Below are 21,164 nucleotides of genomic sequence, written 5' to 3' on the forward strand. Positions count from 1 at the left end.
GAGACCGGCATCGCCGCCGCCGAAGAGGTGCTTGCCGCGCAGCGCCGTCCGCGCGTAGTGGCGACGATGCCGCTCGCCGCGGCTCCTGCCACCACCACCGCCGAAGCCTCTGCCGATCCGATGCCAGCCAAATCCGCCAAGCCCCGCCGTTCGTGGCCGCGCCGTATTTTCGGGTGGCTGTGGAAGGGCGCGCTCGGCTTCGTCGTGCTCAGCGTCGTCTGGGTCGGGCTCTACCGCTTCATCAACCCGCCGATCACCTTCACGATGCTGGCGGACGGCGTGTCGGGCAACGGCATCGTCAAGAAGTGGATGTCGCTCGACGAGATGGACCCGCGCATGGCGCGCGCCGCGATTGCCGGCGAGGATTCGCGCTTTTGCCTACACAACGGCTTCGACTTCCGCGCGATCGAGAACGCCTACAGCCGCAACCAGAAGGGCGGGCGTATTCGGGGTGGATCGACGATCAGCCAGCAGACCGCGAAGAACGTCTTCCTGATCCAGAGCGGCGGCTACGTGCGCAAGGCGTTCGAAGCGTACTTCACGTTTCTGATCGAAAACCTGTGGGGCAAAAGGCGGATCATGGAGGTCTACCTCAACGTCGCCGAGACGGGGATCGGCACCTACGGCGCGAATGCCGGGTCGATCCGCTATTTCGGGCACGATGCGTCACGGATGACGGCGACCGAAGCAGGGCGGATCGCGGCGGTCCTGCCGCTGCCCAAGAAGCGCGACGCCGTCGACCCGACCGGCTTCGTGCGGCGGCACGGCAACGCCATCGCGCGGTACGTGGGGGTCGTCAGCGGGAGTGGGCTGGACAGCTGTTTGAAGTGACGCCCCTCAGAAGGGCAATTTGAACCCTGGCGGCAGCGGCAAGCCCTGCGTCATCTTCGACATCTCTGTATTCGATGCCGTATCAGCCTTCGCCCGCGCGTCGTTGAACGCCGCGACGATCAGATCCTCGAGCATCTGCTTGTCCGCCGGCACGATCAGCGAATCGTCGATCGAAATGCCGATGATCCGGCCTTTCGCCGACGCCTTGACCTTCACCAGCCCGCCGCCCGACGCACCTTCGACCTCGATCTGGTCGAGCCCGTCCTGCGCCTTGGCCAATTCGGCCTGGACGTTCTGCGCCATCGCCATGATGTCTTCGATACTCTTCACGCACTCGCTTCCTTGTTCCAGTTTTCCAACACCGCGTCGGGGAAGGCCTCGAACGCGGCTTTGACGATGGGGGTTTCGAGGATTTCAGCCCGCTCAGCTTCTTCCGCGGCCTTGCGCCGTTCGGACAAGGTCGCCTCCCCTGCGGCATCCTCGGTCGTGATCTTCCATTTGACGCCGGTCAGATCCTGCAGCCGCGCCGCCAATTGCGCCGGCAGATCGGCGGGCAACGGCCGCTGCGTGCTCAGGGTCAATTCGGGCGGCGCATAGCGCACCGGGCGCGCATTGGCGTTGAGGTGCGACAATAAAGACCCGCCGCCGTTGCGCTGGATCAGTCCGACCATGTCCTCGAACGTCGCGGGCAACGCATCAACCGGCGCGGCAGCAGATGCCGGTGCGCCGCCCGCGGCCGGCGCTGCCGCGATCGGGGCGCCCGACGCGATCTGCCGCGCAAGTTCACCAGGATCGGGCAGGCTGGAAGCATGGACGACCCTGAGCAATGCCATCTCACCGGCTTCGATGGGCAGCGCCGCCCGCCCGACCTCGTCATGCCCCTTCAACAGCAACTGCCACAGCCGGTGTAGCGCCGGAAAAGACAAGCTGCGCGCCCAGCCCTGATACGCCTCGCGCTCTTCGGCCGACTGCGCCGGGTCGGCATCGCCGCCGAGCTTCGCCAGCGTCACCGCATGGACCGTTTCCAGCAGCCCGCGCAGCACCGATTGGGGATCGACGCCGAGATCGTATTGCGTCCGCAACGCTGCCAGCGCGCCGGGGGCGTCGCTGTCGAGCAGCAACCCGAAAAGATCGCGGATCGCGGCGCGGTCGCTCAGGCCGAGCATCGTGCGCACCGCCGGCGCGGTCACGCCGCCACCTTCCATCCCGGCATGCGCGATCGCTTGGTCGAGGATCGACAGCCCATCACGCGCCGATCCGTCCGCCGCGCGCGCAATCAGGGCCAGCGCCTCGGGTTCGGCTTCGGCGCCCTCAAGCTCCGAAACATACGCGAAATGCGCCGCCAGCTTGTCCGCCGGGATCCGCCGCAGGTCGAACCGCTGGCACCGGGACAGTACCGTCACCGGCACCTTCTGTACCTCCGTCGTCGCGAGCAGAAACTTCACATGTTCAGGCGGTTCTTCCAATGTCTTCAGAAGTGCATTGAACGCGTTCTTCGACAGCATGTGAACTTCGTCGATGATGTAGATCTTGAACCGGGCACCGAATGCCGCGAGCCGCGCCGCGTCGATCACGGCGCGCATGTCGTCGACGCCGGTATGCGACGCCGCGTCCATCTCTATCACGTCGATGTTACGACCCTCAGCGATCGATACGCAGGGATCGCACACGCCGCAGGGATCGATCGTAGGGCCGCCCTGCCCGTCGGGACCAATACAGTTGAGCGCTTTGGCGACCAAGCGAGCGGTGCTTGTCTTGCCGACCCCACGCACGCCGGTCAGCAGGAAAGCGTGCGCCAATCGCCCGCGCCGGATCGCGTTGGCCAGCGTTTGCACCATCGCGTCTTGGCCGATCAGTTGATCGAAATTCTGCGGCCGATATTTGCGCGCGAGGACGCGATAGGCAGTGTCTTTGGGCTGCGGCGGCTCGCCGAGGTCGAAGGAGTCGGACATCGACTCCTATCTAGGATCAGCGAGCCGCAATGTCGAAGGGCTATCCGCGCTCAATAGGTGCGGAAGCAGCGGCGATACCCGTAGCGATAGCGGCACACCGTCCGACCGCGGTTCCAGCGATACGGGCGATAGGCGTAGCCGCGACGATAATATCCGCGATTGCCCCGCCAGCCACGATTGCCGCGCCAGCCCCGGTCGCCCCGCCACCCACGGTCGCCGCGCCAGCCGCGACGGTCGCGATATTGGTCCACGGTCGTGCCGGCGGTGGGGTCGGCGTTGACAGACGCGCTGATCGGCACCGGTTTGGTCATCGTCGCGGCGGATGCCGGTGCGGCGCTTGCGATGCCGGCGAAAGCGACGATCGCCGCGATGAATGGGGTAAGACGCATGACAGGGCTCCTTTTAGGTCAGAGACAGTGTCGTAATGTTTCGGGTCGGACTGTAGTTCCGAAATGCGCCGCGGCAAGCCGCGTCGTCGGACAGCGCCTTGCGCTGCCGGCCGCGCTTGCTGCCGTTCGCGCCGCAGCTTCGCTACGTCTTGGCATCGAGCGGTGGGAGCCGGAACGACCCGCGGCGAAATCGTTGTGGCTGCTGCCTTCCGGCCCTGACCAAGTTGGCGACGACCACGTCCGCCCGACTCCCGCGGCGCATATGGCGGGATCGAGCGGCGCTTTCAAGCGGTCAGCGAACTACCAGCGGACGCGCACGTTGCGGCACTGGCGCCATTTGCGGCCGTGCTTCCACTTCACGGTGCAGACCTTCTTCATTTTCCAGCCGTGATGGCGCGGCGGCGCGGCTTCAGCGACGGCGGGAACCAGCGACGACGCGGTCAGCATCGTGGCGGCAATTACAGCGAGGAATTTCATGTGTCTCTCCTTCCACATTCGCCCCCCGGCGTGCGCAAGGACGTAACACGGCGCGGTCATCGCGCGAACGCGATAAATTGTATCAGAGTGTCACCGCCCCTGCATGTTCCGCGATTCGGACGGGATGCGCACGGTGATCGCGTCGAGGCCGTCGAGCCAGATCTGGCAAGCGAGGCGGCTGTAGCGCGTCGCGCCAGCGGCGAGGTCGAGCATGTCCTCTTCCTCCTCGACCGCAGGCGGCAATTTGGCGAAGTCGGCGGCATCGACGATCACGTGGCAGGTCGAACAGGCCATCTGCCCCTCGCACGTTCCCTCGAGTGGCTCGCCGGCATTCTGCGCGACGTCGAGCAAGCGATCGCCTGGCCGCGATTCGACTTCACGCTTCGAGCCGTCGCGCCCGACGAAGGTAACGCGGGTCATGCCGCGACCCGTTGCGCGCGAGCGGCGGCACCGATCCGGGTCAGCGCATCGATCAGTTCCGCTTCGGTGGTGTAGCGGCCGACCCCCAACCGGATGCTCGACTTCGCCCCGGCGTCGCTCAACCCGATCGCGCGGAGGACGTGGCTCGTCCGCCCCGAACCGCTGGCACACGCCGAGCCGGCCGAGAACGCGATATCGCGCAGGTCGGACATCAGCCGCGCGACGTCCAGCCCGTCGCGCCGGATATTGAGGTTGCCGCGATAGCGATGCTCGGTCGATCCGTTGACGGTCCAGTCCTTGCCGAGTGTGTCGAGCGCGACCGCCCAGAGGCGATCCACATGTCGCGCGTCCCCATCTGCACGCGCCGTCATCAAAGCCGCCGCCGTGCCGAACCCCGCACAGAGCGCGGGCGACAGCGTGCCCGAACGGCCTGCCGCCTCTTGATGCCCACCATGCAGCAACGGCGCGAGCGAGACGCCGTCACGGATCCACAACGCACCGATGCCCTTCGGTCCGTAAACCTTGTGCGCCGACAGTGCGATCAGGTCGCAGCCATCGGGGATCGGCACGCGCCCATAGCCCTGGACCGCGTCGCACAGGAACAGCGCCCCGGCAGCGTGCGCCATCGCCGCGAGGTCGGCGATCGGCTGGATCACGCCGATCTCGTTGTTGACGAGCATCGCCGCGACCAGCCTCGTCCCCGGCCCGATCGCTGCTCGTGCCGCTTCGAGATCGACCAGGCCATCGCGCCCGACTGGCAACAACGTCGATTCGGCGATTGTGGCCACCGTATCGAGCACCGCGGCATGTTCGGTAGCGAGCGTCACGACGGGTCCGCCCACGCCCTTGATCGCCCAATTTAGCGCCTCGGTCGCGCCGCTGGTGAAGCTGACTGTGCCCCCATCGGGCAGCAGTGCCGCGACTTGCTCGCGCGCGACCTCGACCGCCGCCTTCGCCGCGCGGCCCGCGCGATGCGACGAATGCGGGTTGGCGTGCTGGTCGCGCAGCCAGGGCAGCATCGCCTCAAACGCCTCGGGCGCGAGCGGGGTGGTCGCCTGGTAATCGAGATATGTCACGCCGCGCGCGCCCGGCCCGCCGCGATCTCGCGCCAGACCGTAAGGAACGCGTCGAGATCGGCTTGGGTCGTCGATCGTCCGAAACTGACCCGCACGACTTCCTGCGACGCTTGCTGGTCCCACCCCATCGCGGTCAGGACATGGCTCGGTTTCATGCTTCCGCTGGCGCACGCGCTGCCGGCGGATACGGCGATCCCGCCCATGTCGAGGCGTATCAATTGGGTCGTCGCTGCAACGCCGGGCGAGCGGTATGAGCCGATCGCCGGATGCCGCAACGCGCCGGAAAGCACGGGTTCGCCGCCGAGTGACGTCATAGCGTCGTCGAGATAGCGGCGCAGCTCGGCATAATGCGCGACGTCCTCCGGCTCGGCCAGAGCGGCGGCGTAACCCAGGATGGCGGGCATGTTCTCCGTCCCAGGCCGATAGCCCCGCTCCTGCCCCCCGGTCGGGTCGAGCGTTGCAAGATCGCGCACCAGCAGCGCACCGACCCCGATCGGTCCGCCGCGCTTGTGCGCCGACAGCGCGACGAAATCGGCATGCCGAGCGACATCGCGATCCACACCCGCCGGCATCTGCGCGGCATCGACCAGCAGCAAGTGTCCAGCGGCGTGTATCTGCTCGGCCAGCGCCATGATCGGCTGACGCACGCCGGTCTCGCTGTTCGCCCACTGGATTGCGACCACTGCGCGGCCATCGCCCGCCATCGCGTCGTCGAGCGCATCGCCATCGACCAGCCCGTCCGCGCCGACCTTCACCAGCGCGATGTCGTACGCCGCGCGCAGCACTGCATCGTGTTCGACCGCGCTCGCCAGCCGCCGCTCGACCGCACTCCGCGTCAGCGCGATCGCGAGCGATTCGCTCGCCCCGCTCGTGAACAGCGCCTCGCCCGCCCAGCCATAGGCCGCCGCGACCTGCCCGCGCGCTGCCTCCAGCGCCGCCTTCGCCCCGCGCCCCTCGGCATGCGGCGACGACGGATTGGCCCAACGCGCGAACCCGTCCGCCATCGCATCGCGCGCCGCGGGCAGCAGCGGCGTCGTCGCGGCATGGTCGAGATAGATGCGGGTCGTCACAGGTCCGATTCGTTCCAATTGCGTCGGGGCGTCCGGTGCCTATATAGCGCGCAACCTTTCCCGCCACACCGGCGGCACCTTTATTCCTGCGACAGGATATTATGCCCGAAGTCATTTTCCCCGGCCCCGAAGGCCGTCTCGAAGGCCGTTTCAACCCCGGCCCCAAGCCCCGCGCGCCGGTCGCGATGATCCTCCATCCGCACCCGCAAGCGATGGGCACGATGAACAACCGCATCGTAATGGAGCTCTACAAGACCTTCCAGCGCCGTGGCTTCGCGACGTTGCGCTTCAATTTCCGTGGCGTCGGCAAGAGTCAGGGCACGTTCGACAACGGTATCGGCGAACTGTCCGACGCGGCGAGCGCGCTCGATTGGGTGCAGAGCTTCCACCCGGAAGCATCGACCACGTGGATCGCCGGCGTCAGCTTCGGCGCGTGGATCGGCATGCAGTTGTTGATGCGCCGCCCCGAAATCCGCGGCTTCATCTCGGTGGCGCCGCCGGCCAACCTCTACGACTTCACCTTCCTCGCGCCGTGTCCGGCGAGCGGCATCCTGATCGCGGGCGAGAATGACGAAGTCGCGACGCCAGTCGCCATCCAGAAGCTGGTCGACAAGCTGCGCACCCAGCGCCACATCACGATCCACCACGACACGATCCCGAAGGCGAACCACTTCTTCGAGCACGAAACGCCCGAATTGATGGCCAGCGTAGATAAGTATCTGGACATGCGGCTCGACCCCAACTCGCCGATTCGGTGAGTTGGGAGCAGCGATTAGCGTCAGCTAATCGCGTCGCGATGTCGAGCCGGCCGGCGGCGCAATGGCGCCGACCGACGACAGCGGCTTTGCCGTTGTCGGCTTCTCGTTGCCACGATGCTTTCCGTAACGCGCCGTTCAGCAAGACCAGGAACGCTTGCGACACGTGTTCGCCGCTAAGTGGCGGTCATGCTTCGCTTTTCCGCTCTTGCAGCGCTCGCCCTCGTTGCCACCCCTGCCGCCGCCAAGGACGCGGTCGGCTTGTCGCCGATCGGTTTGCCCTTCGGCCCAGACGGCCCGCGCCGGTTGCCCACCGACCATGTGCTGACCGGCGCGATCGTGTTGGACGGCGCGGATGCGCTGCCGCAGAAGATGGGATCGGCCAAGCGCGACCAGTTCGCGACGGCGCTGAGCGAGACGCTCGCCCAACTCGGCATGCTTGCGACCGATCCAGCCAAGGCACGCTTCCGGCTGACGCCGGTATGGGTGGGGCTCGATTCGCCGTTCAAGATTTCGTTCAAGAACCGCGCGACCGTCCACATGAGCTGGCGGCTGACGCGGATCGACACCGGCCAGACGATCTTCGCTCGCCAGATCGATACCTCGGCCGAATCGAGCGGTGGCGACGCATCGGCGCGCGTTCGCGGGATCGAGCGGATCGCACTGATGACGAACATCGCGTCGGTCGCCGCGTGTCTCGACAAGGCCGCCTATGGTAAAGCGCCGACCAATTGCGCGCTGACGCCAGGCTTTACCTACCGCGCGCCATCGCCGCCGATGGTCATCTTCGTCCCGCGCTTCCGCTGACGCGGCTTCAGTCTCCCGCCGGGCCAAGGTAGTCGGCGCCGTACACCGCCGCGCGGATGTCGTGGTGAAGCGTGCCGTCGAACGGTGTGACCTGGACGAAGAACACCACCGCCATGTCGTTGGCGGGATCGACCCAGAACAGGGTCGTTTCTGCGCCGTCCCAGAAGAACTCGCCGACCGTACCGCGATTTTCGGTCGCCGTGCGCGGCTGGGCGGTGCGGACGGCGAAATCTAACCCGAACCCGACCGCGCCCTTTTCCGGCAAGAAGAACCGTCGCGTAATGCGCGGGTCGAGCTGGTTGGTCGCCATCAGGTCGACGGTAGACGGCGCGAGAATGCGCGTGCCGTCGAGCGTGCCGCGACCGAGCAGCATCCGCGCGAACCGCATGTAGTCGTCGAGCGTCGAGGCCAGCCCCGCCCCGCCCATCGTCAGCCGGCGCGGCCCGAAGTTCAGCGCGCGGGCTTTTTCGTCCGGGATGCGGGCGAGCGATCCGTCAGCCTTCGTATAGCTAGCGGCAAAGCGTGGGAGGCGACTGGCCGGCTGCGTCCAGCCGGTGTCGGTCATCTTGAGCGGGTCGAGGATCGCGCGCCGGACATGTTGCTCGAACGGTTCCCCGGTCAGATGCTCGACCAGCAAGGCCTGCACATCGACGCCGGTACTGTAGCTCCACTCCTCCCCCGGATCGAACAGCAACGGCACGCGCGCGAGCTTGTCGCCCATCTCGTCCAGGGTATTCGTCAACGCGAGCGGGTTTATCTCGTGGAAGATTGCATCGGCGGCGGTGTCGCGCATGCCGTACGAAAAGCCCGCCGTGTGCCGCATGATGTCGCGGACCGCGATCGGACGCGACGGGGCGCGCAGAATCGGTTTCCCGTCGCTGCCCGTCCCCGCGAGTACCTTCACCGCGCCGAACGCCGGCAGATACCGCGCCAGCGGATCGTCGAGTCCGAACCGCCCCTGTTCCCACAATTGCATCAGCGCGACACCGGTGACCGGCTTCGTCATGGAGAAGATCTGAACGAGCGTATCGCGCTGCATCGGCCGCTTCGCTTCACGGTCGGCAAATCCCGCCGCGCCGAAATAGCGTTCGGCGCCGCCTTGCCAGACCAGCGCCGACGCGCCGGCTGCGCGCCCGGCGGTCACGAACTGACGCAATGTTGCATCGATCGTGGCACGATCTAGCGAAAACGCTCCAGATGGTGCTGCGCGTGCGTTTGCACCGCTGATGGTAGCCGCGGCCAGTCCTCCGGCGATCGCCGCCAACGCGTCACGTCGTTGCATCTGCGCCTCCTCCTGTCGGCGCGTTGATAACGTTCACATCGGTAGCATGGCAAGTCGCGCTACAGCGTCCAGATCACGACGTTTCCAACCAGCACCAGCGCCATCACGACCATCAACACGCCCTTCAGCCGCGTGTCCGGCCGCATCGTCAGCCTGATCCCGAAGAACGCCAGCACGAACGCCGCGATCATCGCGATCGCGGGGGCGGCCTGCTCCAGCCCTGTCATGCGCCGCTGAGCGCCGGGATGGCGGGCGCTTCGGCGCGTTCGGGCGCGATCGCCTTGGCATAAGCGTCGATATCGACGTTACCGCCCGACAGGATGATCAGCATGCCTGGTTCGGCCGTGACCTTCCCTGCAAGCAGCGCCGCCAGCGCTACCGCGCCGCCCGGTTCGACTACCAGATGCAACGTCGCCGCCGCCCAGCGTTGTGCAACGCGCACGTCGGCTTCGCTGACGGCCACGCCTTTGGCGTCGCGGCGGGCGAGCACGTCGAACGTCAGCGGCGAGACTTCGGGGGTCTGCAGCGCGTCGCATGCGGTCGGCGGCGGGTTGGGACCGACCGGCTCGATCCACGACGCTTCCAGGCTGCGGCACATGTCGTCCCAGCCCTCGGGCTCGACGATCGTGATCCGCGCCTCCGACAGGCCGAGCGCGATGCCGGACGCGAGGCCGCCGCCGCCGCATGGCACGACCACGTGGCTCGGCTCGCCCAGCCCCATCGCTTCCATCTGTCGCCGCGCCTCGATCGCGACCGATCCCTGCCCCTCGATGATCCACGGATCGTCGAAGCTCGGCACCAGGGTCGCGCCGCGCGCTTCGGCGAGTTCGCTTGCGATGCGGATACGGTCTTCGCCTGCCGCGCGGTCGTACGCCACCACCTCGGCCCCTAACGCAAGAGTCCCGTCACGCTTCGCCCGCGGCGCATCGGCGGGCATGACGATCGTCGCAGGCATGCCGAGTCTCTTCGCTGCCCAGGCAACCCCCTGTGCGTGATTCCCGGAAGAGAACGCCACGACGCCCTTGCGCCGCTGATCCTCGTCCAGCGCGGTCAGTCGATGCCATGCACCGCGCAGTTTGAACGCGCCGATCGGTTGCAGCGACTCGGCTTTAAAAGAAACCGTTATGCCATTGAATTCATGTGTGAAAAGCGGAGTCGGCGGCAGGATTGCGGCAATTTTCGCCGCGGCGTCCCGCACCCCGGCCCGTGTCGGCTGTCGCACGATCGTCACTGCTCGCCTCCTGTCACAAAAAACCACTTTACGTGAGGGGCCACCGACCCTAAATGCCCGCTTCCCGCTGCCCCATGGGACTTCCAACCGCAAGGCAGCATTTCGTGAACGACGGCGCAAGCCACTTGGAGGTCCCTTGAATTGCAGCAGCATCATAACGCGCTGGGGCTAGCGACTGCCCCTGGCAATTCCGCCCGCGGTATTGCTCTTGACCGACGTCCGGTTGCTCCGGTCACGCTCATTCGTCCGCACGCCGCCGCGCGTGCCGCCCGCTTCTTTGTGGAGAAGTTTCCGGGCCGGTCGATGTATGCCGTGAAAGCCAACCCCTCGCCCGACCTCCTGCAGATCCTGTGGGATAGCGGCGTCACGCATTACGACGTCGCCTCGCTGAACGAGGTGCGGCTGGTGCGGCGCACGCTGCCGCAGGCGACCCTGTGCTTCATGCATCCTGTCAAGGCCGAGGAAGCGATCGCGCAGGCCTATTTCGAGCATGGCGTGAAGACCTTCAGCCTCGATTCGATCGAGGAACTGGACAAGATCGTCCGCGCGACCCGCAACGCCAGCGACCTGACGCTGTGCGTGCGGCTGCGCGTGTCGTCGGAGCATTCCAAGCTCAGCCTCGCGTCGAAGTTCGGCGTGGCACCGGGCGAATCGAAGGAACTGCTGTTCCGCGCCCGCCAGGTCGCCGACGCGCTCGGCATCTGCTTCCATGTCGGCAGCCAGGCGATGACGCCGCAGGCCTATGCCGACGCGATGGAGCGCGTCCGCCAGGCGATCGTCGAAGCGGCGGTGACGGTCGATGTCGTCGATGTCGGCGGCGGCTTCCCGTCGACTTATCCGGGCATGGAGCCCCCGCCGCTCGAACTGTATTTCGAGACGATCCACCGCGCGTTCGAATCGCTGCCGATCAGCTATTCGGCGGAATTGTGGGCCGAGCCGGGCCGCGCGCTATGTGCCGAATACAGCTCGATCATCGTCCGCGTTGAAAAGCGCCGGGGCGAGGAACTGTACATCAACGACGGCGCATACGGCGCGCTGTTCGACGCCGCGCATATCGACTGGCGCTTCCCGGTGTCTTTGCTCCGCGAGCCGGACAGCCACGCCAAGGACATGCCGTTCAGCTTCTACGGTCCGACCTGCGACGATCTCGACTACATGAAGGGTCCCTTCATGCTCCCCGCGGACATCCGCGCAGGCGACTATCTCGAGATCGGGATGCTCGGCGCGTACGGATCGGCGATGCGGACGGCGTTCAACGGCTTCGGATCGGACGAAACGGTGATCGTCGAGGACGAACCGATGGCCTCGCTTTACGTCGCGGCGGACCGCGAGGTCGCCTCGAACGTCGTAAAGCTGTAAACGAACCGCTTCACAAGGCCGTCATCCCCGCGAAAACGGGGACCCATCTCCTGCCGGCGCCACATATCGCGCGTCGACGAGATGGGCCCCCGCTTTCGCGGGGGGTGACGGTTTGGTTTCGGGTTTCCGCGTCCCCTTTGAATGACGCCGGCAAGGAAGATGGAAAGACCCATGACCGATACCCTGATCAAGACCGCCGCCGCGCAGCCGGTGGACACGACCAACCGCAAGGCCGAACTGCTGTCGAAGCAGGTCAAGCATATCGATATCACCAGCTTCGACGCGCGCCCGATCGTCGACGCGATGGCCGACATGAGCTTCACCAGCCGCGATCTCGGCCGTGCGACGAAGATCTACAACGACATGCTCGCCGACAAGGATTGTACGGTGTGTCTGGTCATTGCCGGTTCGACCTCGGCCGGCGGCTGCATGGATCTCTACGCCGAGCTGATCCGCAACAACATGGTCGACGTCGTGGTCGCGACCGGCGCCACCATCGTCGACATGGATTTCTTCGAAGGCCTTGGCCACAAGCACTATCAAGCGCTTGAAATCCCGGACGATGACACGCTCCGCTCGCTCTATATCGACCGCATCTACGACACCTATATCGACGAAGAAGCGCTCCAGAACGTCGATCACACGATCTTCGAGATCGCCGAGACGCTGGAGGCCAAGCCCTATTCGAGCCGCGCGTTCATCCGCGAGATGGGCAAGTATTTGGTCGAGCATGGCAAGAAGGACAACAGCCTGGTCAAGCTCGCCTACGAGCATGACGTGCCGATCTTCTGCCCGGCGTTCGTCGACTCGTCGGCCGGGTTCGGGCTGGTCAAGCATCAGGTCGACCGCGCCAAGGCCGGTCAGCCGTACATGGTGCTCGACGCGATCGCCGATTTCCGCGAGCTGACGCAGATCAAGATCGAGGCCGGCACCACCGGCCTGCTGATGATCGGCGGCGGCGTGCCGAAGAATTTCATTCAGGACACCGTCGTGTGCGCCGAAATCCTCGGTCACGACGACGTCGCGGTGCACAAGTATGCCGTGCAGATCACCGTCGCCGACGTTCGCGACGGCGCGTGCTCGTCCTCGACGCTGCAGGAAGCGGCGAGCTGGGGCAAGGTGAACACCGGCATCGAGCAGATGGTGTTCGCGGAAGCCGGGTCGGTCATGCCGTTGCTGGCGTCGGACGCCTATCACCGCGGCCACTGGAAGGATCGCGCCAAGCGCGGCTGGGCGAAACTGTTCGCCTGAGCCGCACGCAAATAGCCGAACTATTTGCAAGACGTCGAAAGGCCGGCCGGCGCTGGCGAAGCCTGCGTCCGACGTCACGGGATTTACTCCCGTGACGGCCTCGAAATGGGACAACGGCGCTCGGGAAATCGGGCGCCGTTTTCGTATTACCTACGCGGTGCGCGTCGCGCGAGCGACCTGATCGAGCATCGTGACCATCGCGTCGAACCGCCCTTCGGCTTCGGCCGTGCGGAACGGCTTAACCCGCTCCACAAGGATTTCACGCGGGGTCGGCTCCTGCGCGAATAGCCCCATCACCTCGTCGGCGAATTCGGCGAGCGGCATGTAGCCCGAGCGATCGACTTGCCCCGGGGTCAGGTCGGTCTGCACGCCCGGCGGGACCAATTCGATCACTTCGACCTTGTCCGTCAGCGTCTCACGCAGCGATACGGTATACGAATGGATCGCCGCCTTGGTCGCGCAATAGGTCGAGGCGTCGGCGCGCGGCACGAACGCGAGACCCGAGGTCACGTTGACGATCGCGGCGTCCGCCTGCGCGATCAAATGATCGATCAGCGCGTCGGTCAACCGGATCGGGCCGAGCAGATTGGTGACGATCGTCGCTTCGGCGTCCGCAAGATCGCGCTTCGTTTCCAGCGTTTCGAACTTCATGATCCCGGCATTGTTGATCAACACGTTGAGCGTCGGGTGCGCCGCGACCACTGCCTTGGCGAACGCCTCGATCGCTTCCGCGCTTTCCACGTCGAGCGTCACCGTGTGCATGTTCGACCGTCCCGCCGCCGCCGCATCGAGCGCTTCTTGCCGCCGCCCGGCGATGATCACCGTGTTGCCGGCATCATGAAAGCGATGCGCCAGCGCCTCGCCGATGCCCGATCCGCCGCCGGTGATGAGAATGGTGTTGCCGTTCGTTTTCATCGAAATGCTCCTGCCGCGAAGTGCTGGAAGGGATTTAGGTGAGCCAAGCGCGTACGAAAGACCGTGCAACCGATTAGTTGCATCCGCGAACCGATTGATGCAGCGTTGCGGCATCATCTCGGGGGAGATTTTTGATGCACAGCGAAATCCTGAAACCGATGGTCGTCCTGATTGCCTGGACGATCCTGATGCTGGTCTGGCTGGTCGTGACTCGATTGCCGGCGATGAAGGCGGCCGGGATCGACATCACGAAGCTGACCGGCGGCAAAGGCGCCGACGCAGACGGCATCCTGCCCGCCAGCACGCAATGGAAAGCACACAATTACAACCACCTGATGGAGCAGCCGACGCTGTTCTATGCGGTATGCCTGATCATCGCGGTCAGCGGCACCGGGAACGGCATGAACGCGTGGATCGCCTGGACCTACGTGGGCTTACGCATCGTCCACAGCATCTGGCAGGCGACGGTCAACAAGGTGTCGATCCGCTTCCTGCTGTTTGCGCTATCGACGCTCTGCCTCGTCGCGCTGACGCTCCACGCGGGGATGGCTGTTTTTCATGGCTAAGGGCGAAGGGTTCGAGCGTCACAAGCAACCGTGGCGCCAGGACGAGATCCAGAAACTCCACACGCTGGCCAAGAAGGGCATGGCGCTGAAGGCGATCGCCAAGGCGCTGACCCGCAGTGAGGAGTCGGTGAAGGCGCGAGCGAAGGAAGACGGGCTGTCGATCGCCAAGCTTCATTAGCCGAAAAGGTGCGCTAGGCTTCGGTCCAGAGTCATCATTTGCCACAAGGTGCGGCCGTGTTCGGCACGGCCAGCCTTGTGGTCGGCGGCGAGCTTTTCGATCGCAGGACCATCGAACCATTGCAGCAGCCGCTGGGAGCGGGCGAGCGCGGCGGCTTCATCGGCCAGCGCCCCGCGGAACCAGGCGCTGATCGGCGTCACGAACCCCATCTTGGGCCGATAAAGGATGTCGCGCGGCAGATACCGCTCCATTGCCTTCTTCATCAGCCATTTGCCCTGTCCGCCGCGCAACCGCATCGACACGGGCAGCGAGGCGGCGAACTCCATCAGTCTGTAGTCGAGCAGCGGCTCGCGCGCCTCCAGGCTGACCGCCATGCTGGTGCGATCGACCTTGGTCAGGATGTCGCCAGTCAGCCAATGCTGGACATCGGCATATTGCGCGCGGTCGAGCGCGTCGCGCGCCGGCGCGTCTCGCATCGTCGCGATGTAGCGGTCCTCGGCGCGATGCCCCCCAAGCTGACTCCACGCGGCGGCGGTGAAGAGGTGCTGGCGGAGCGCCGGCGTCGTTACCCCGACCGACCGTGCGTACGCCGTCGCGCCATCGTCGGCGAGCGCGAGCAACGTCGTCTTGGCGCGCAGCGGCCGTGGCGCCCAATCGGCCTTGGGATAAAGCCGTCCGAGCGTCCCGAACACGGTCGATGACAGACCGCGCGGGAGCATCCCCCTCACCCGCTCCTCGGCTGCCTGGAACTTGTAGCGGCGGTATCCGGCGAAGGCCTCGTCGGCGCCGTCGCCCGACAGCGCCACGGTGACTTGCTCGCGCGCCAGTTCGCACACGCGATACGTCGCCAACGCCGACGCGTCGGCGAAGGGCTCGTCGAACGCCGTCGTCAGCCGGTCCAGCAACGCAAAGTCGTCCGCCGCGACGACGCGCTCGCGATGGTCGGTATGATATCGCGCAGCGATCGCGTCGGCATAAGCGCGTTCGTCATGCCCGGTCTCGCGGAAACCGATCGTGCAGGTCTTGACCGCATCCTTCGAAGCCTCGGCCATCAGCGCGACGACCGCCGAGCTATCGACCCCGCCCGACAGAAACGCACCGAGCGGCACGTCGGACACCATCCGCAAGCGCACTGCCGCGCGCATCCGCTCGACCAGTTCGGCTTCCAGATCCTTGACCGATCCGCTCGCGCGCCGCGTGAAATCCATGTCCCACCAGCGCTGCGGATGCGGAATCCCACGACCGCGCTCGAGCAGCAGGAAGTGCGCGGCAGGCAGCTTCTTCACGCCCGCCACGACGCAGGTGTCGTCCGGGACGTAGCCCAGCCCCATGAAATCCTCGATCGCCGACAGGTCCGGCGCGCGCCGCAGCAGCGGGTGGGCGAGCAACCCCTTCAGCTCCGACGCGAAGGCGATCGATCCGTCGCTCAACTCGACATAATGGAGCGGCTTCACCCCCAACCTGTCGCGCGCCAGGAACAGGCATTGCCGCCCCGCATCGTGCAGCGCGAACGCGAACATGCCGTTCAGCCGTTCCAGCATCGACGGACCCCAGGCGCGCCAGGCGTGGAGCAGAACCTCGGTATCGCCCTCGGTGACGAACTTCGCGCCCATCGCGTGAAGCTGACCGCGCACTTCGGCGAAGTTATAGATTTCGCCGTTATACGTGACCGTCAGGTCGCCATCCTGCATCGGCTGCGGGCTGCCCGCGACATCGATGATCGCCAGACGGCGGTGGCTGAGCCCCACGCCCGGCGCTGTCCACACCCCCGCCCCGTCCGGCCCGCGATGCGCCTGCGCGTCGGCCATCGCCAACACGCGCGCGCGATCGACCGGCTTGGGTGTTCCGGGGTGATATACCCCGGCGATACCGCACATTAGAAGATGCCCCCAATACTCCGTTCGCCCTGAGCGTGTCGAAGGGCGTGGTCTGGTACACGTGCTTCGACAAGCTCAGCACGAACGGTATAGAGGTCATCTCGTCATTCCGGCGCTGCGATCTGCCAGCACATCGAGCGGGCCGACCGCCGCCAGGAACTTCGTCATCGCGCCGCGCGGATCGCGGTCGCCCTCCACCGAAAGATGGATCGCCACCGCCCGCTGCGGGCCGCCGAACAGTTTCGCCTTCAGGGTTTCGAGCTTCACGATTTTCTCGTTGGAGGTCAGGACCGAACCGACGCGATACCATGTCGCGACCTGGCGCTCCACCGGCCCGGGCGCGGTAATCGCCATGACGGAGCCACCGTTCAGCGCATCCAGATCCTTGATCTTCACCCAGCGATCGTCCTGCTGGATCGCGCCGATGCCGAACCCGACAATCTCCTTGCCCTCGCGCTGGCTGCCATAGACGGCGATGGCGATGTCCACCGCATTTCCCCGATCGTCGACATAGCGGCCGAACAATTGGTGGTCGGCACCCGGATAGTTCGGGGTCCACGCCGCTTTCGCGCTGACCGGGGCGCGGGTCCAACCGGGTACCGGAGGTAGGTCGATATGCGCGGGCAGCGCTTGCGCCCGGTGCGCGATCGCGGCGGACCAGCCGGGGAAGATCAGCGCGGTCGCCAGCACGAGCAGCGCCGCGACCGGCAGATCGAGTCGCCAGCGGATCGGCCGCTGCAACGCCGCCGGATCGAACGCCGGCGCGTCGGGCGAACGATCGAACCACTTCCACCCGATCGCCAAGACCGCCGCCATCACCAGCCCGAAGAACACCCAGCCGAACACGATATGGTCGTAGCCCGTCGCCTGCTCGACGCTGGTCAGCACCGCGGCATAGATCGTCCCGAACGCGCGCAGGCCGTTTGCCAGCACCGGCACGACCAGCGCCATCGCCATGAAGCCAAGACGGCGCGGCCAGGTACGGTAACAGAGGTTCGCGACCAGCACGCCGTACGCGACCATCGCGATCACGAACTTCGACCCCGAACACGCCTCCGCCACCTCGAAATACTTGCCGCCCGCGGTGATCAGCACACCGTCCACCGTCGCCGGCACGCCGACGAGGTGGAGGAGATGCATCGTGATCCATACCGTAATCGTCTGGAGCGGCGGCTCGAGGAAGTCGCCGAACGGCACGAGGAACAGCGCATAGGCGAGCGGAAACAACATACCGCGCGCAACGTTCGGTCCGAGCAAGGTCAGCACCGCGCCCTGCAGCATCATCACCAGCCCGAGATGCCGCGCAAACGACACCGTCCCGGCATCGCCGAGCAGCCAGGCGAACCCGCCTGTCGCGACCAATGCGAGCCCCGGCGCCCAGCTTTTCGGCGTCAATTCGGCGAGTTCGCCGCGCCTGATCCACACCAGCCAGCCGATCACCGGCGCGATGAACAGGCAATGCCCGAACGTCGTGTTGGTCCAGTAGAGCGCGGCGAGATCGCCGACGTCGCGGCGGAACGTGAGCAGCAGCATCGCCGCCACCAGCCCGAGCGCAATCAGCGGCCGACGCCATGCCGGCGCCACCGTAAAGCTGCTCGGTGCGGTTTGGGCAATGCTCGTCACGCCGCGTTCCGCGCTGCGGCCGCTTTGCCGATCAGTGCGCCGAGCGGTGCCAGCCGTGCCTCCCAGCCGTAACGCCGCTTGACCTGCTCGCGTGCGCTCCTGCCCAGCGCTTCGGCACGGCGCTTGTCACCGAGCAAATCGGTTACCGCCCGCGCGATATCGTCTACCCTCGCCCCGCTCAGGATCGTGCCGTCATGGTCGATTCCTTCGGCAGCGGGCTCGCTGGCGACCACCGGCCGTGCCATAGCCATCGCTTCGAGCACCTTGTTCTGGATGCCGCGCGCGATCTTGAGCGGCGCGACGACGCACGTCGCGGCCGCCAGCCAGCCGCGCACGTCGGCGACCTCGCCGGTCACGATCACCGCATCGCTCGCCAGCGCGCGTACCGCGTCGGTCGGATTGCGCCCGACGATCGCGAACCGCGTTGTCGAATGCGCCACGCGGATCACGGGCAGTATATCGCGCGCGAACCATGCCGCCGCCTCGACATTGGGGCGATAGTCCATCTGGCCGGTGAACACGATCAGCGGGCCCCGCTCGCCGACGATCTTGAATGCTGCCTCAGGATCGAAGAAATCGGTATCGATCCCGTTCTCGATGACCTGGACGTTCTTCGCGCCGGTCATCGTGCGGAACAGGTGCGCCTCCGCAGCGCTGACGAACAGACTGGCATGGACACGGTCTGCTGTTGCGCGCTCGAACGACCGCAGCTTGTCCGCTTCGCGCGCCATCAGCCAGCGCATCGGACCGCGCGCGTCCTTCGCGTAGTCGGCGAACTTCAGCGAATCCATGTCGCAGAAATCCATGATCACGCGCCCGGCAAAGTCGGCCGGGACATACTGCGCCATCTGACCGGAAAATACGTAGATCGTGTCGATCGTCTCGCGCGTGAGTATGTCGGCAATGCCCTCACGCATCGCCGTGCTGTCGAACGCGGTCAGCGATGCTGGCTTACCCTGCGCCATTGCCTCGAGCGTCGCGGCGACCCGCGACTTATCGCGCCAAAAGACCTTCCGGCTAGCGGTCAGCGACGCCAAGCCGCCATCGTCGAGATCGCGGCGGTCATCCGCGAACGCGAGCAGATGTACCCGCTTTCGCTCGGCCAAATACTTGAGCACGTTATACGCGCGGATCTTGTCCCCGCGATCGGGCGGAAACGGCGACCGGTGCGCCAGAAACAGAAGGTCACCCATCAGCCCAGGCCTTTGGCGATCACCGGCCCCATCGTGTTGGCGAGCCACAGCGGGAGCTTCTTCCACACCGCGACCTGCAGCCGGTATTTCGGGCTCATCGGGTTCATTTCGCGCGGCGTCTCACCGGGCGCGACGCGTTTGGCGTAGCGCAGCGGCACGCCTTCGAACCCCCAATTCTTCTTGAACGCAGCGACGCCCGTCCCCGCCTTCGACCGCCCGAAGTCGTAGCGCGTGCAGGCTTTGTTGGCGCGCGCGTGGCGCATCAGCTCGTAATAGAGCCGGTCGTTCGCCTTCAGCGCCCGCGCCTCACGCGTGCCGCCGCCCCAGAAGGGATAGACGGTGCCGTTGAGATAGACGCTGAACACGCTCGCATGCGGGGTGCCGCGGTGCGAGACCGTGACGATGTCGGCGTGGTCGCCCAGTTCCTTCGCCACTTCGCGGAATAGCTTGGCGGGGAACACCGGTGTGCCGAGATTGCGGACGCTCTCTGAAAACACCGTGTAGTGCATCGCGAGATCGTTCGGCCAATTGCCGATCGCGACATGCAGATCGCTGTCGAGCGATTTGCGCACCTCGGCGCGTTGCTTGCGCGGGATGGCGAGCAATTGTGCTTCGTCGTCCGCCGCCAGATCGCGCGAAAAGCCGAGATAGGTGGTCTCATCGACGATCCATCCCTCGCCCGGCGCCGGCCCACCGCGCAATTCCAGGCTCGGGCAACCAAGCTTTTCGGCCAGCGCCCAAGCGGATGCCGCCAGGGCGTCGGCGACCGCGTCACGGCGTGTCAGGATACCGCCGTCCACGGCAAACCCTGTCGATACGAGCGCTTTGCCGAACAATGGCGATCGGATTTCGGTCAAGGGCAGCACGCCGTGGATTTCGCCATTGGCGGTCTGCGCTATCAGGCAATGCGCGGTCTGGCCGCAGGCGCGCGCGACAGCGACGTTCCAGCCGGTCAGGTGGAACGGCGTTGCGTCGGGATGCGCGCGAACGTAGTCGTCGATCCGCGCGCGTTCGCCGGCGTCGTTCAGATTCGCCGGCATGATCGCAACGAGCGTGGGAAGTTGGACCGTCATGACAGCCGCGCCGCTTCCTGCGCGATTACCGCATCCACCCGGCCCCATTGATGTTTCGCGACCAGCGTCCGCAGCTTCCCCGCCATCGCTCCCAGCCGCGGATAGTGGCGCAGCTTCGATCGCAGCGGTGCGTTCGCGACGCGCGGCTGGCCCGGGTCCATGTCCCAAGGGTGGAAGTAGAACACCGCCGGCCGGTTCTCGCGGTTCGCCTGGGCAATCGCTCGATAGGTTATTTCACCCGGCAACAATCGGAAGAAGCCGCCCCCCGTCACAATTTTCCGCACGCCGATGCTGGCGAGGCTGATCGGCAGTTCGATCAGGTCCGATCCGGCAACAGGCCGATATGCCCGCTTCGGGGCGTCGGCCCAGCCATAATGGTCGTGCGCGATCGGCGCTACGCTGGACGAGTAGCGATAGCCTTCGTCCGCCAGCACTTGGTGCGCCCAGGGCGTGCGCTGGTCGATCGAGAAACTCGGCGCGCGATAGCCGGTGATCTTCTGCCCCGACGCATCCTCCAGCGCCGCTTTCGCACGCGCAAGGTCGTCGCGGAACGCGGTCGCGTCCATCGTGAACACGCGATCATGGTCCCAGCCGTGGCTCGCGACCTCATGCCCTTCGTCAACGATGCGACGAAGCAGCTTCGGATGCCGCGCCGCGACCCAGCCAAGCGTGAAGAACGTCGCTTTGACGCCGCTTTCGGCGAACAGGTCGAGTACCTTGCCGGTGTTATAATCGACGCGGCCTTCCAGCCGGTCCCAGTCGGCCTTCTTGATCACGCGTTCGAACGCGCCGACCTGGAACCATTCCTCGACGTCGACCGACAGGCCGTTCAGCATCGG

General features: G+C 66.0%; 23 protein-coding genes and 1 other RNA gene. 7 read left to right on the top strand and 17 right to left on the bottom strand.

Annotated features, from left to right (window positions below; all coding sequences use genetic code 11):
* Positions 1 to 120: 120 nt before the first annotated feature.
* Positions 121 to 831: a monofunctional biosynthetic peptidoglycan transglycosylase gene (mtgA, locus tag FPZ24_RS09520; RefSeq protein ID WP_146574335.1), complete on the top strand. Its 711-nt coding sequence runs from the start codon at positions 121 to 123 to the stop codon at positions 829 to 831.
* A gap of 6 nt (positions 832 to 837) precedes the next feature.
* On the opposite strand, the gene FPZ24_RS09525 is transcribed toward mtgA, so the two are convergent.
* From FPZ24_RS09525 to FPZ24_RS09555, 8 genes are all read right to left on the bottom strand, one after another.
* Positions 838 to 1,161 (bottom strand): YbaB/EbfC family nucleoid-associated protein, encoded by a 324-nt coding sequence (locus tag FPZ24_RS09525; protein WP_146571436.1) that lies wholly within the window; start codon positions 1,159 to 1,161, stop codon positions 838 to 840.
* Positions 1,158 to 2,783, bottom strand: coding sequence for a DNA polymerase III subunit gamma/tau (locus tag FPZ24_RS09530; RefSeq protein ID WP_146571438.1), 1,626 nt, complete (start codon positions 2,781 to 2,783; stop codon positions 1,158 to 1,160). Before FPZ24_RS09530 ends, FPZ24_RS09525 begins: the two co-directional genes overlap by 4 nt.
* A 50-nt stretch (positions 2,784 to 2,833) precedes the next feature.
* Positions 2,834 to 3,172 carry a hypothetical protein gene (locus FPZ24_RS09535; RefSeq protein ID WP_146571440.1) on the bottom strand — a complete coding sequence of 113 codons (339 nt, stop codon included), beginning with the start codon at positions 3,170 to 3,172 and terminating at the stop codon, positions 2,834 to 2,836.
* 158 nt (positions 3,173 to 3,330) lie between these two features.
* An RNA gene (gene ffs, locus FPZ24_RS09540) (signal recognition particle sRNA small type) lies at positions 3,331 to 3,428 on the bottom strand.
* Between the two features lie 44 nt (positions 3,429 to 3,472).
* Positions 3,473 to 3,649: a hypothetical protein gene (locus FPZ24_RS17170; protein ID WP_186728713.1), complete on the bottom strand. Its 177-nt coding sequence runs from the start codon at positions 3,647 to 3,649 to the stop codon at positions 3,473 to 3,475.
* A 90-nt stretch (positions 3,650 to 3,739) separates the two neighbouring features.
* Positions 3,740 to 4,069, bottom strand: coding sequence for a 2Fe-2S iron-sulfur cluster-binding protein (locus tag FPZ24_RS09545; RefSeq protein WP_146571442.1), 330 nt, complete (start codon positions 4,067 to 4,069; stop codon positions 3,740 to 3,742).
* On the bottom strand, positions 4,066 to 5,145 hold the full coding sequence (locus FPZ24_RS09550; protein ID WP_146571444.1) for a cysteine desulfurase family protein: 1,080 nt from the start codon (positions 5,143 to 5,145) through the stop codon (positions 4,066 to 4,068). The genes FPZ24_RS09545 and FPZ24_RS09550 overlap by 4 nt, the downstream gene beginning before the upstream one ends.
* Complete coding sequence (locus tag FPZ24_RS09555) at positions 5,142 to 6,215, bottom strand: cysteine desulfurase family protein (RefSeq protein ID WP_146571447.1); 1,074 nt, start codon at positions 6,213 to 6,215, stop codon at positions 5,142 to 5,144. Before FPZ24_RS09555 ends, FPZ24_RS09550 begins: the two co-directional genes overlap by 4 nt.
* A 101-nt stretch (positions 6,216 to 6,316) precedes the next feature.
* Between FPZ24_RS09555 and FPZ24_RS09560 the strand changes: the two genes are divergently transcribed.
* Positions 6,317 to 6,973 (top strand): alpha/beta hydrolase, encoded by a 657-nt coding sequence (locus FPZ24_RS09560; protein ID WP_146571449.1) that lies wholly within the window; start codon positions 6,317 to 6,319, stop codon positions 6,971 to 6,973.
* 186 nt (positions 6,974 to 7,159) lie between these two features.
* Positions 7,160 to 7,777 carry a hypothetical protein gene (locus tag FPZ24_RS09565; RefSeq protein WP_146571451.1) on the top strand — a complete coding sequence of 206 codons (618 nt, stop codon included), beginning with the start codon at positions 7,160 to 7,162 and terminating at the stop codon, positions 7,775 to 7,777.
* A gap of 7 nt (positions 7,778 to 7,784) precedes the next feature.
* Here the strand turns inward: FPZ24_RS09565 and FPZ24_RS09570 are convergent, their stop codons facing one another.
* The 3 genes from FPZ24_RS09570 to FPZ24_RS09575 all read right to left on the bottom strand — a co-directional run bounded on the left by FPZ24_RS09570 (position 7,785) and on the right by FPZ24_RS09575 (position 10,290).
* The gene (locus FPZ24_RS09570; protein WP_240047403.1) at positions 7,785 to 8,921 is read right to left on the bottom strand and encodes a serine hydrolase domain-containing protein; all 1,137 of its coding nucleotides are present in this window, start codon (positions 8,919 to 8,921) and stop codon (positions 7,785 to 7,787) included.
* Between the two features lie 197 nt (positions 8,922 to 9,118).
* Entirely contained in the window at positions 9,119 to 9,286 is a 168-nt protein-coding gene (locus FPZ24_RS17175; RefSeq protein WP_186728715.1) for a hypothetical protein, read from the bottom strand.
* A complete protein-coding gene (locus FPZ24_RS09575) occupies positions 9,283 to 10,290 on the bottom strand; it encodes a threonine ammonia-lyase (protein WP_186729209.1) in 1,008 nt (335 codons plus the stop codon). Before FPZ24_RS09575 ends, FPZ24_RS17175 begins: the two co-directional genes overlap by 4 nt.
* A gap of 141 nt (positions 10,291 to 10,431) precedes the next feature.
* Here FPZ24_RS09575 and FPZ24_RS09580 point away from each other — a divergent pair, with 141 nt between their 5' ends.
* Both FPZ24_RS09580 and FPZ24_RS09585 read left to right on the top strand, forming a co-directional pair.
* The gene (locus tag FPZ24_RS09580; RefSeq protein WP_146571456.1) at positions 10,432 to 11,649 is read left to right on the top strand and encodes a type III PLP-dependent enzyme; all 1,218 of its coding nucleotides are present in this window, start codon (positions 10,432 to 10,434) and stop codon (positions 11,647 to 11,649) included.
* A gap of 171 nt (positions 11,650 to 11,820) precedes the next feature.
* Entirely contained in the window at positions 11,821 to 12,900 is a 1,080-nt protein-coding gene (locus FPZ24_RS09585) for a 1,9-bis(guanidino)-5-aza-nonane synthase (protein ID WP_146571458.1), read from the top strand.
* Between the two features lie 150 nt (positions 12,901 to 13,050).
* Here the strand turns inward: FPZ24_RS09585 and FPZ24_RS09590 are convergent, their stop codons facing one another.
* Positions 13,051 to 13,815, bottom strand: a complete 765-nt coding sequence (locus tag FPZ24_RS09590; RefSeq protein WP_146571460.1) for an SDR family oxidoreductase — start codon at positions 13,813 to 13,815, stop codon at positions 13,051 to 13,053.
* Between the two features lie 134 nt (positions 13,816 to 13,949).
* Here FPZ24_RS09590 and FPZ24_RS09595 point away from each other — a divergent pair, with 134 nt between their 5' ends.
* Both FPZ24_RS09595 and FPZ24_RS09600 read left to right on the top strand, forming a co-directional pair.
* Positions 13,950 to 14,381 carry an MAPEG family protein gene (locus tag FPZ24_RS09595; protein WP_146571462.1) on the top strand — a complete coding sequence of 144 codons (432 nt, stop codon included), beginning with the start codon at positions 13,950 to 13,952 and terminating at the stop codon, positions 14,379 to 14,381.
* Complete coding sequence (locus FPZ24_RS09600) at positions 14,374 to 14,559, top strand: hypothetical protein (RefSeq protein ID WP_146571464.1); 186 nt, start codon at positions 14,374 to 14,376, stop codon at positions 14,557 to 14,559. Before FPZ24_RS09595 ends, FPZ24_RS09600 begins: the two co-directional genes overlap by 8 nt.
* On the opposite strand, the gene FPZ24_RS09605 is transcribed toward FPZ24_RS09600, so the two are convergent.
* The 5 genes from FPZ24_RS09605 to FPZ24_RS09625 form a co-directional block, all read right to left on the bottom strand.
* Positions 14,556 to 16,436 carry an XrtA/PEP-CTERM system amidotransferase gene (locus FPZ24_RS09605; RefSeq protein ID WP_146571466.1) on the bottom strand — a complete coding sequence of 627 codons (1,881 nt, stop codon included), beginning with the start codon at positions 16,434 to 16,436 and terminating at the stop codon, positions 14,556 to 14,558. The genes FPZ24_RS09600 and FPZ24_RS09605 overlap by 4 nt on opposite strands.
* A gap of 96 nt (positions 16,437 to 16,532) precedes the next feature.
* Complete coding sequence (gene xrtA, locus FPZ24_RS09610; protein ID WP_420853351.1) at positions 16,533 to 18,059, bottom strand: exosortase A; 1,527 nt, start codon at positions 18,057 to 18,059, stop codon at positions 16,533 to 16,535.
* On the bottom strand, positions 18,056 to 19,252 hold the full coding sequence (locus FPZ24_RS09615; RefSeq protein ID WP_146571468.1) for a TIGR03087 family PEP-CTERM/XrtA system glycosyltransferase: 1,197 nt from the start codon (positions 19,250 to 19,252) through the stop codon (positions 18,056 to 18,058). Before FPZ24_RS09615 ends, xrtA begins: the two co-directional genes overlap by 4 nt.
* Positions 19,252 to 20,325, bottom strand: a complete 1,074-nt coding sequence (locus FPZ24_RS09620; protein WP_146571470.1) for a FemAB family XrtA/PEP-CTERM system-associated protein — start codon at positions 20,323 to 20,325, stop codon at positions 19,252 to 19,254. Before FPZ24_RS09620 ends, FPZ24_RS09615 begins: the two co-directional genes overlap by 1 nt.
* Positions 20,322 to 21,161, bottom strand: coding sequence for an XrtA system polysaccharide deacetylase (locus tag FPZ24_RS09625; protein ID WP_146571472.1), 840 nt, complete (start codon positions 21,159 to 21,161; stop codon positions 20,322 to 20,324). The genes FPZ24_RS09620 and FPZ24_RS09625 overlap by 4 nt, the downstream gene beginning before the upstream one ends.
* Positions 21,162 to 21,164 lie beyond the last annotated feature (3 nt).

Source organism: Sphingomonas panacisoli (assembly GCF_007859635.1).
Lineage (GTDB): Bacteria > Pseudomonadota > Alphaproteobacteria > Sphingomonadales > Sphingomonadaceae > Sphingomonas > Sphingomonas panacisoli.

Excerpts from the sequence above, each read along its gene's own strand:
- mtgA (WP_146574335.1), top strand. The coding sequence starts at position 121 with ATGCCAGCCAAATCCGCCAAGCCCCGCCGTTCGTGGCCGCGCCGTATT.
- FPZ24_RS09530 (WP_146571438.1), bottom strand. The coding sequence starts at position 2,783 with ATGTCCGACTCCTTCGACCTCGGCGAGCCGCCGCAGCCCAAAGACACT.
- FPZ24_RS09535 (WP_146571440.1), bottom strand. The coding sequence starts at position 3,172 with ATGCGTCTTACCCCATTCATCGCGGCGATCGTCGCTTTCGCCGGCATC.
- FPZ24_RS17170 (WP_186728713.1), bottom strand. The coding sequence starts at position 3,649 with ATGAAATTCCTCGCTGTAATTGCCGCCACGATGCTGACCGCGTCGTCG.
- FPZ24_RS09545 (WP_146571442.1), bottom strand. The coding sequence starts at position 4,069 with ATGACCCGCGTTACCTTCGTCGGGCGCGACGGCTCGAAGCGTGAAGTC.
- FPZ24_RS09560 (WP_146571449.1), top strand. The coding sequence starts at position 6,317 with ATGCCCGAAGTCATTTTCCCCGGCCCCGAAGGCCGTCTCGAAGGCCGT.
- FPZ24_RS09565 (WP_146571451.1), top strand. The coding sequence starts at position 7,160 with ATGCTTCGCTTTTCCGCTCTTGCAGCGCTCGCCCTCGTTGCCACCCCT.
- FPZ24_RS17175 (WP_186728715.1), bottom strand. The coding sequence starts at position 9,286 with ATGACAGGGCTGGAGCAGGCCGCCCCCGCGATCGCGATGATCGCGGCG.
- FPZ24_RS09585 (WP_146571458.1), top strand. The coding sequence starts at position 11,821 with ATGACCGATACCCTGATCAAGACCGCCGCCGCGCAGCCGGTGGACACG.
- FPZ24_RS09590 (WP_146571460.1), bottom strand. The coding sequence starts at position 13,815 with ATGAAAACGAACGGCAACACCATTCTCATCACCGGCGGCGGATCGGGC.
- FPZ24_RS09595 (WP_146571462.1), top strand. The coding sequence starts at position 13,950 with ATGCACAGCGAAATCCTGAAACCGATGGTCGTCCTGATTGCCTGGACG.
- FPZ24_RS09600 (WP_146571464.1), top strand. The coding sequence starts at position 14,374 with ATGGCTAAGGGCGAAGGGTTCGAGCGTCACAAGCAACCGTGGCGCCAG.
- FPZ24_RS09605 (WP_146571466.1), bottom strand. The coding sequence starts at position 16,436 with ATGTGCGGTATCGCCGGGGTATATCACCCCGGAACACCCAAGCCGGTC.
- FPZ24_RS09615 (WP_146571468.1), bottom strand. The coding sequence starts at position 19,252 with ATGGGTGACCTTCTGTTTCTGGCGCACCGGTCGCCGTTTCCGCCCGAT.
- FPZ24_RS09620 (WP_146571470.1), bottom strand. The coding sequence starts at position 20,325 with ATGACGGTCCAACTTCCCACGCTCGTTGCGATCATGCCGGCGAATCTG.
- FPZ24_RS09625 (WP_146571472.1), bottom strand. The coding sequence starts at position 21,161 with ATGCTGAACGGCCTGTCGGTCGACGTCGAGGAATGGTTCCAGGTCGGC.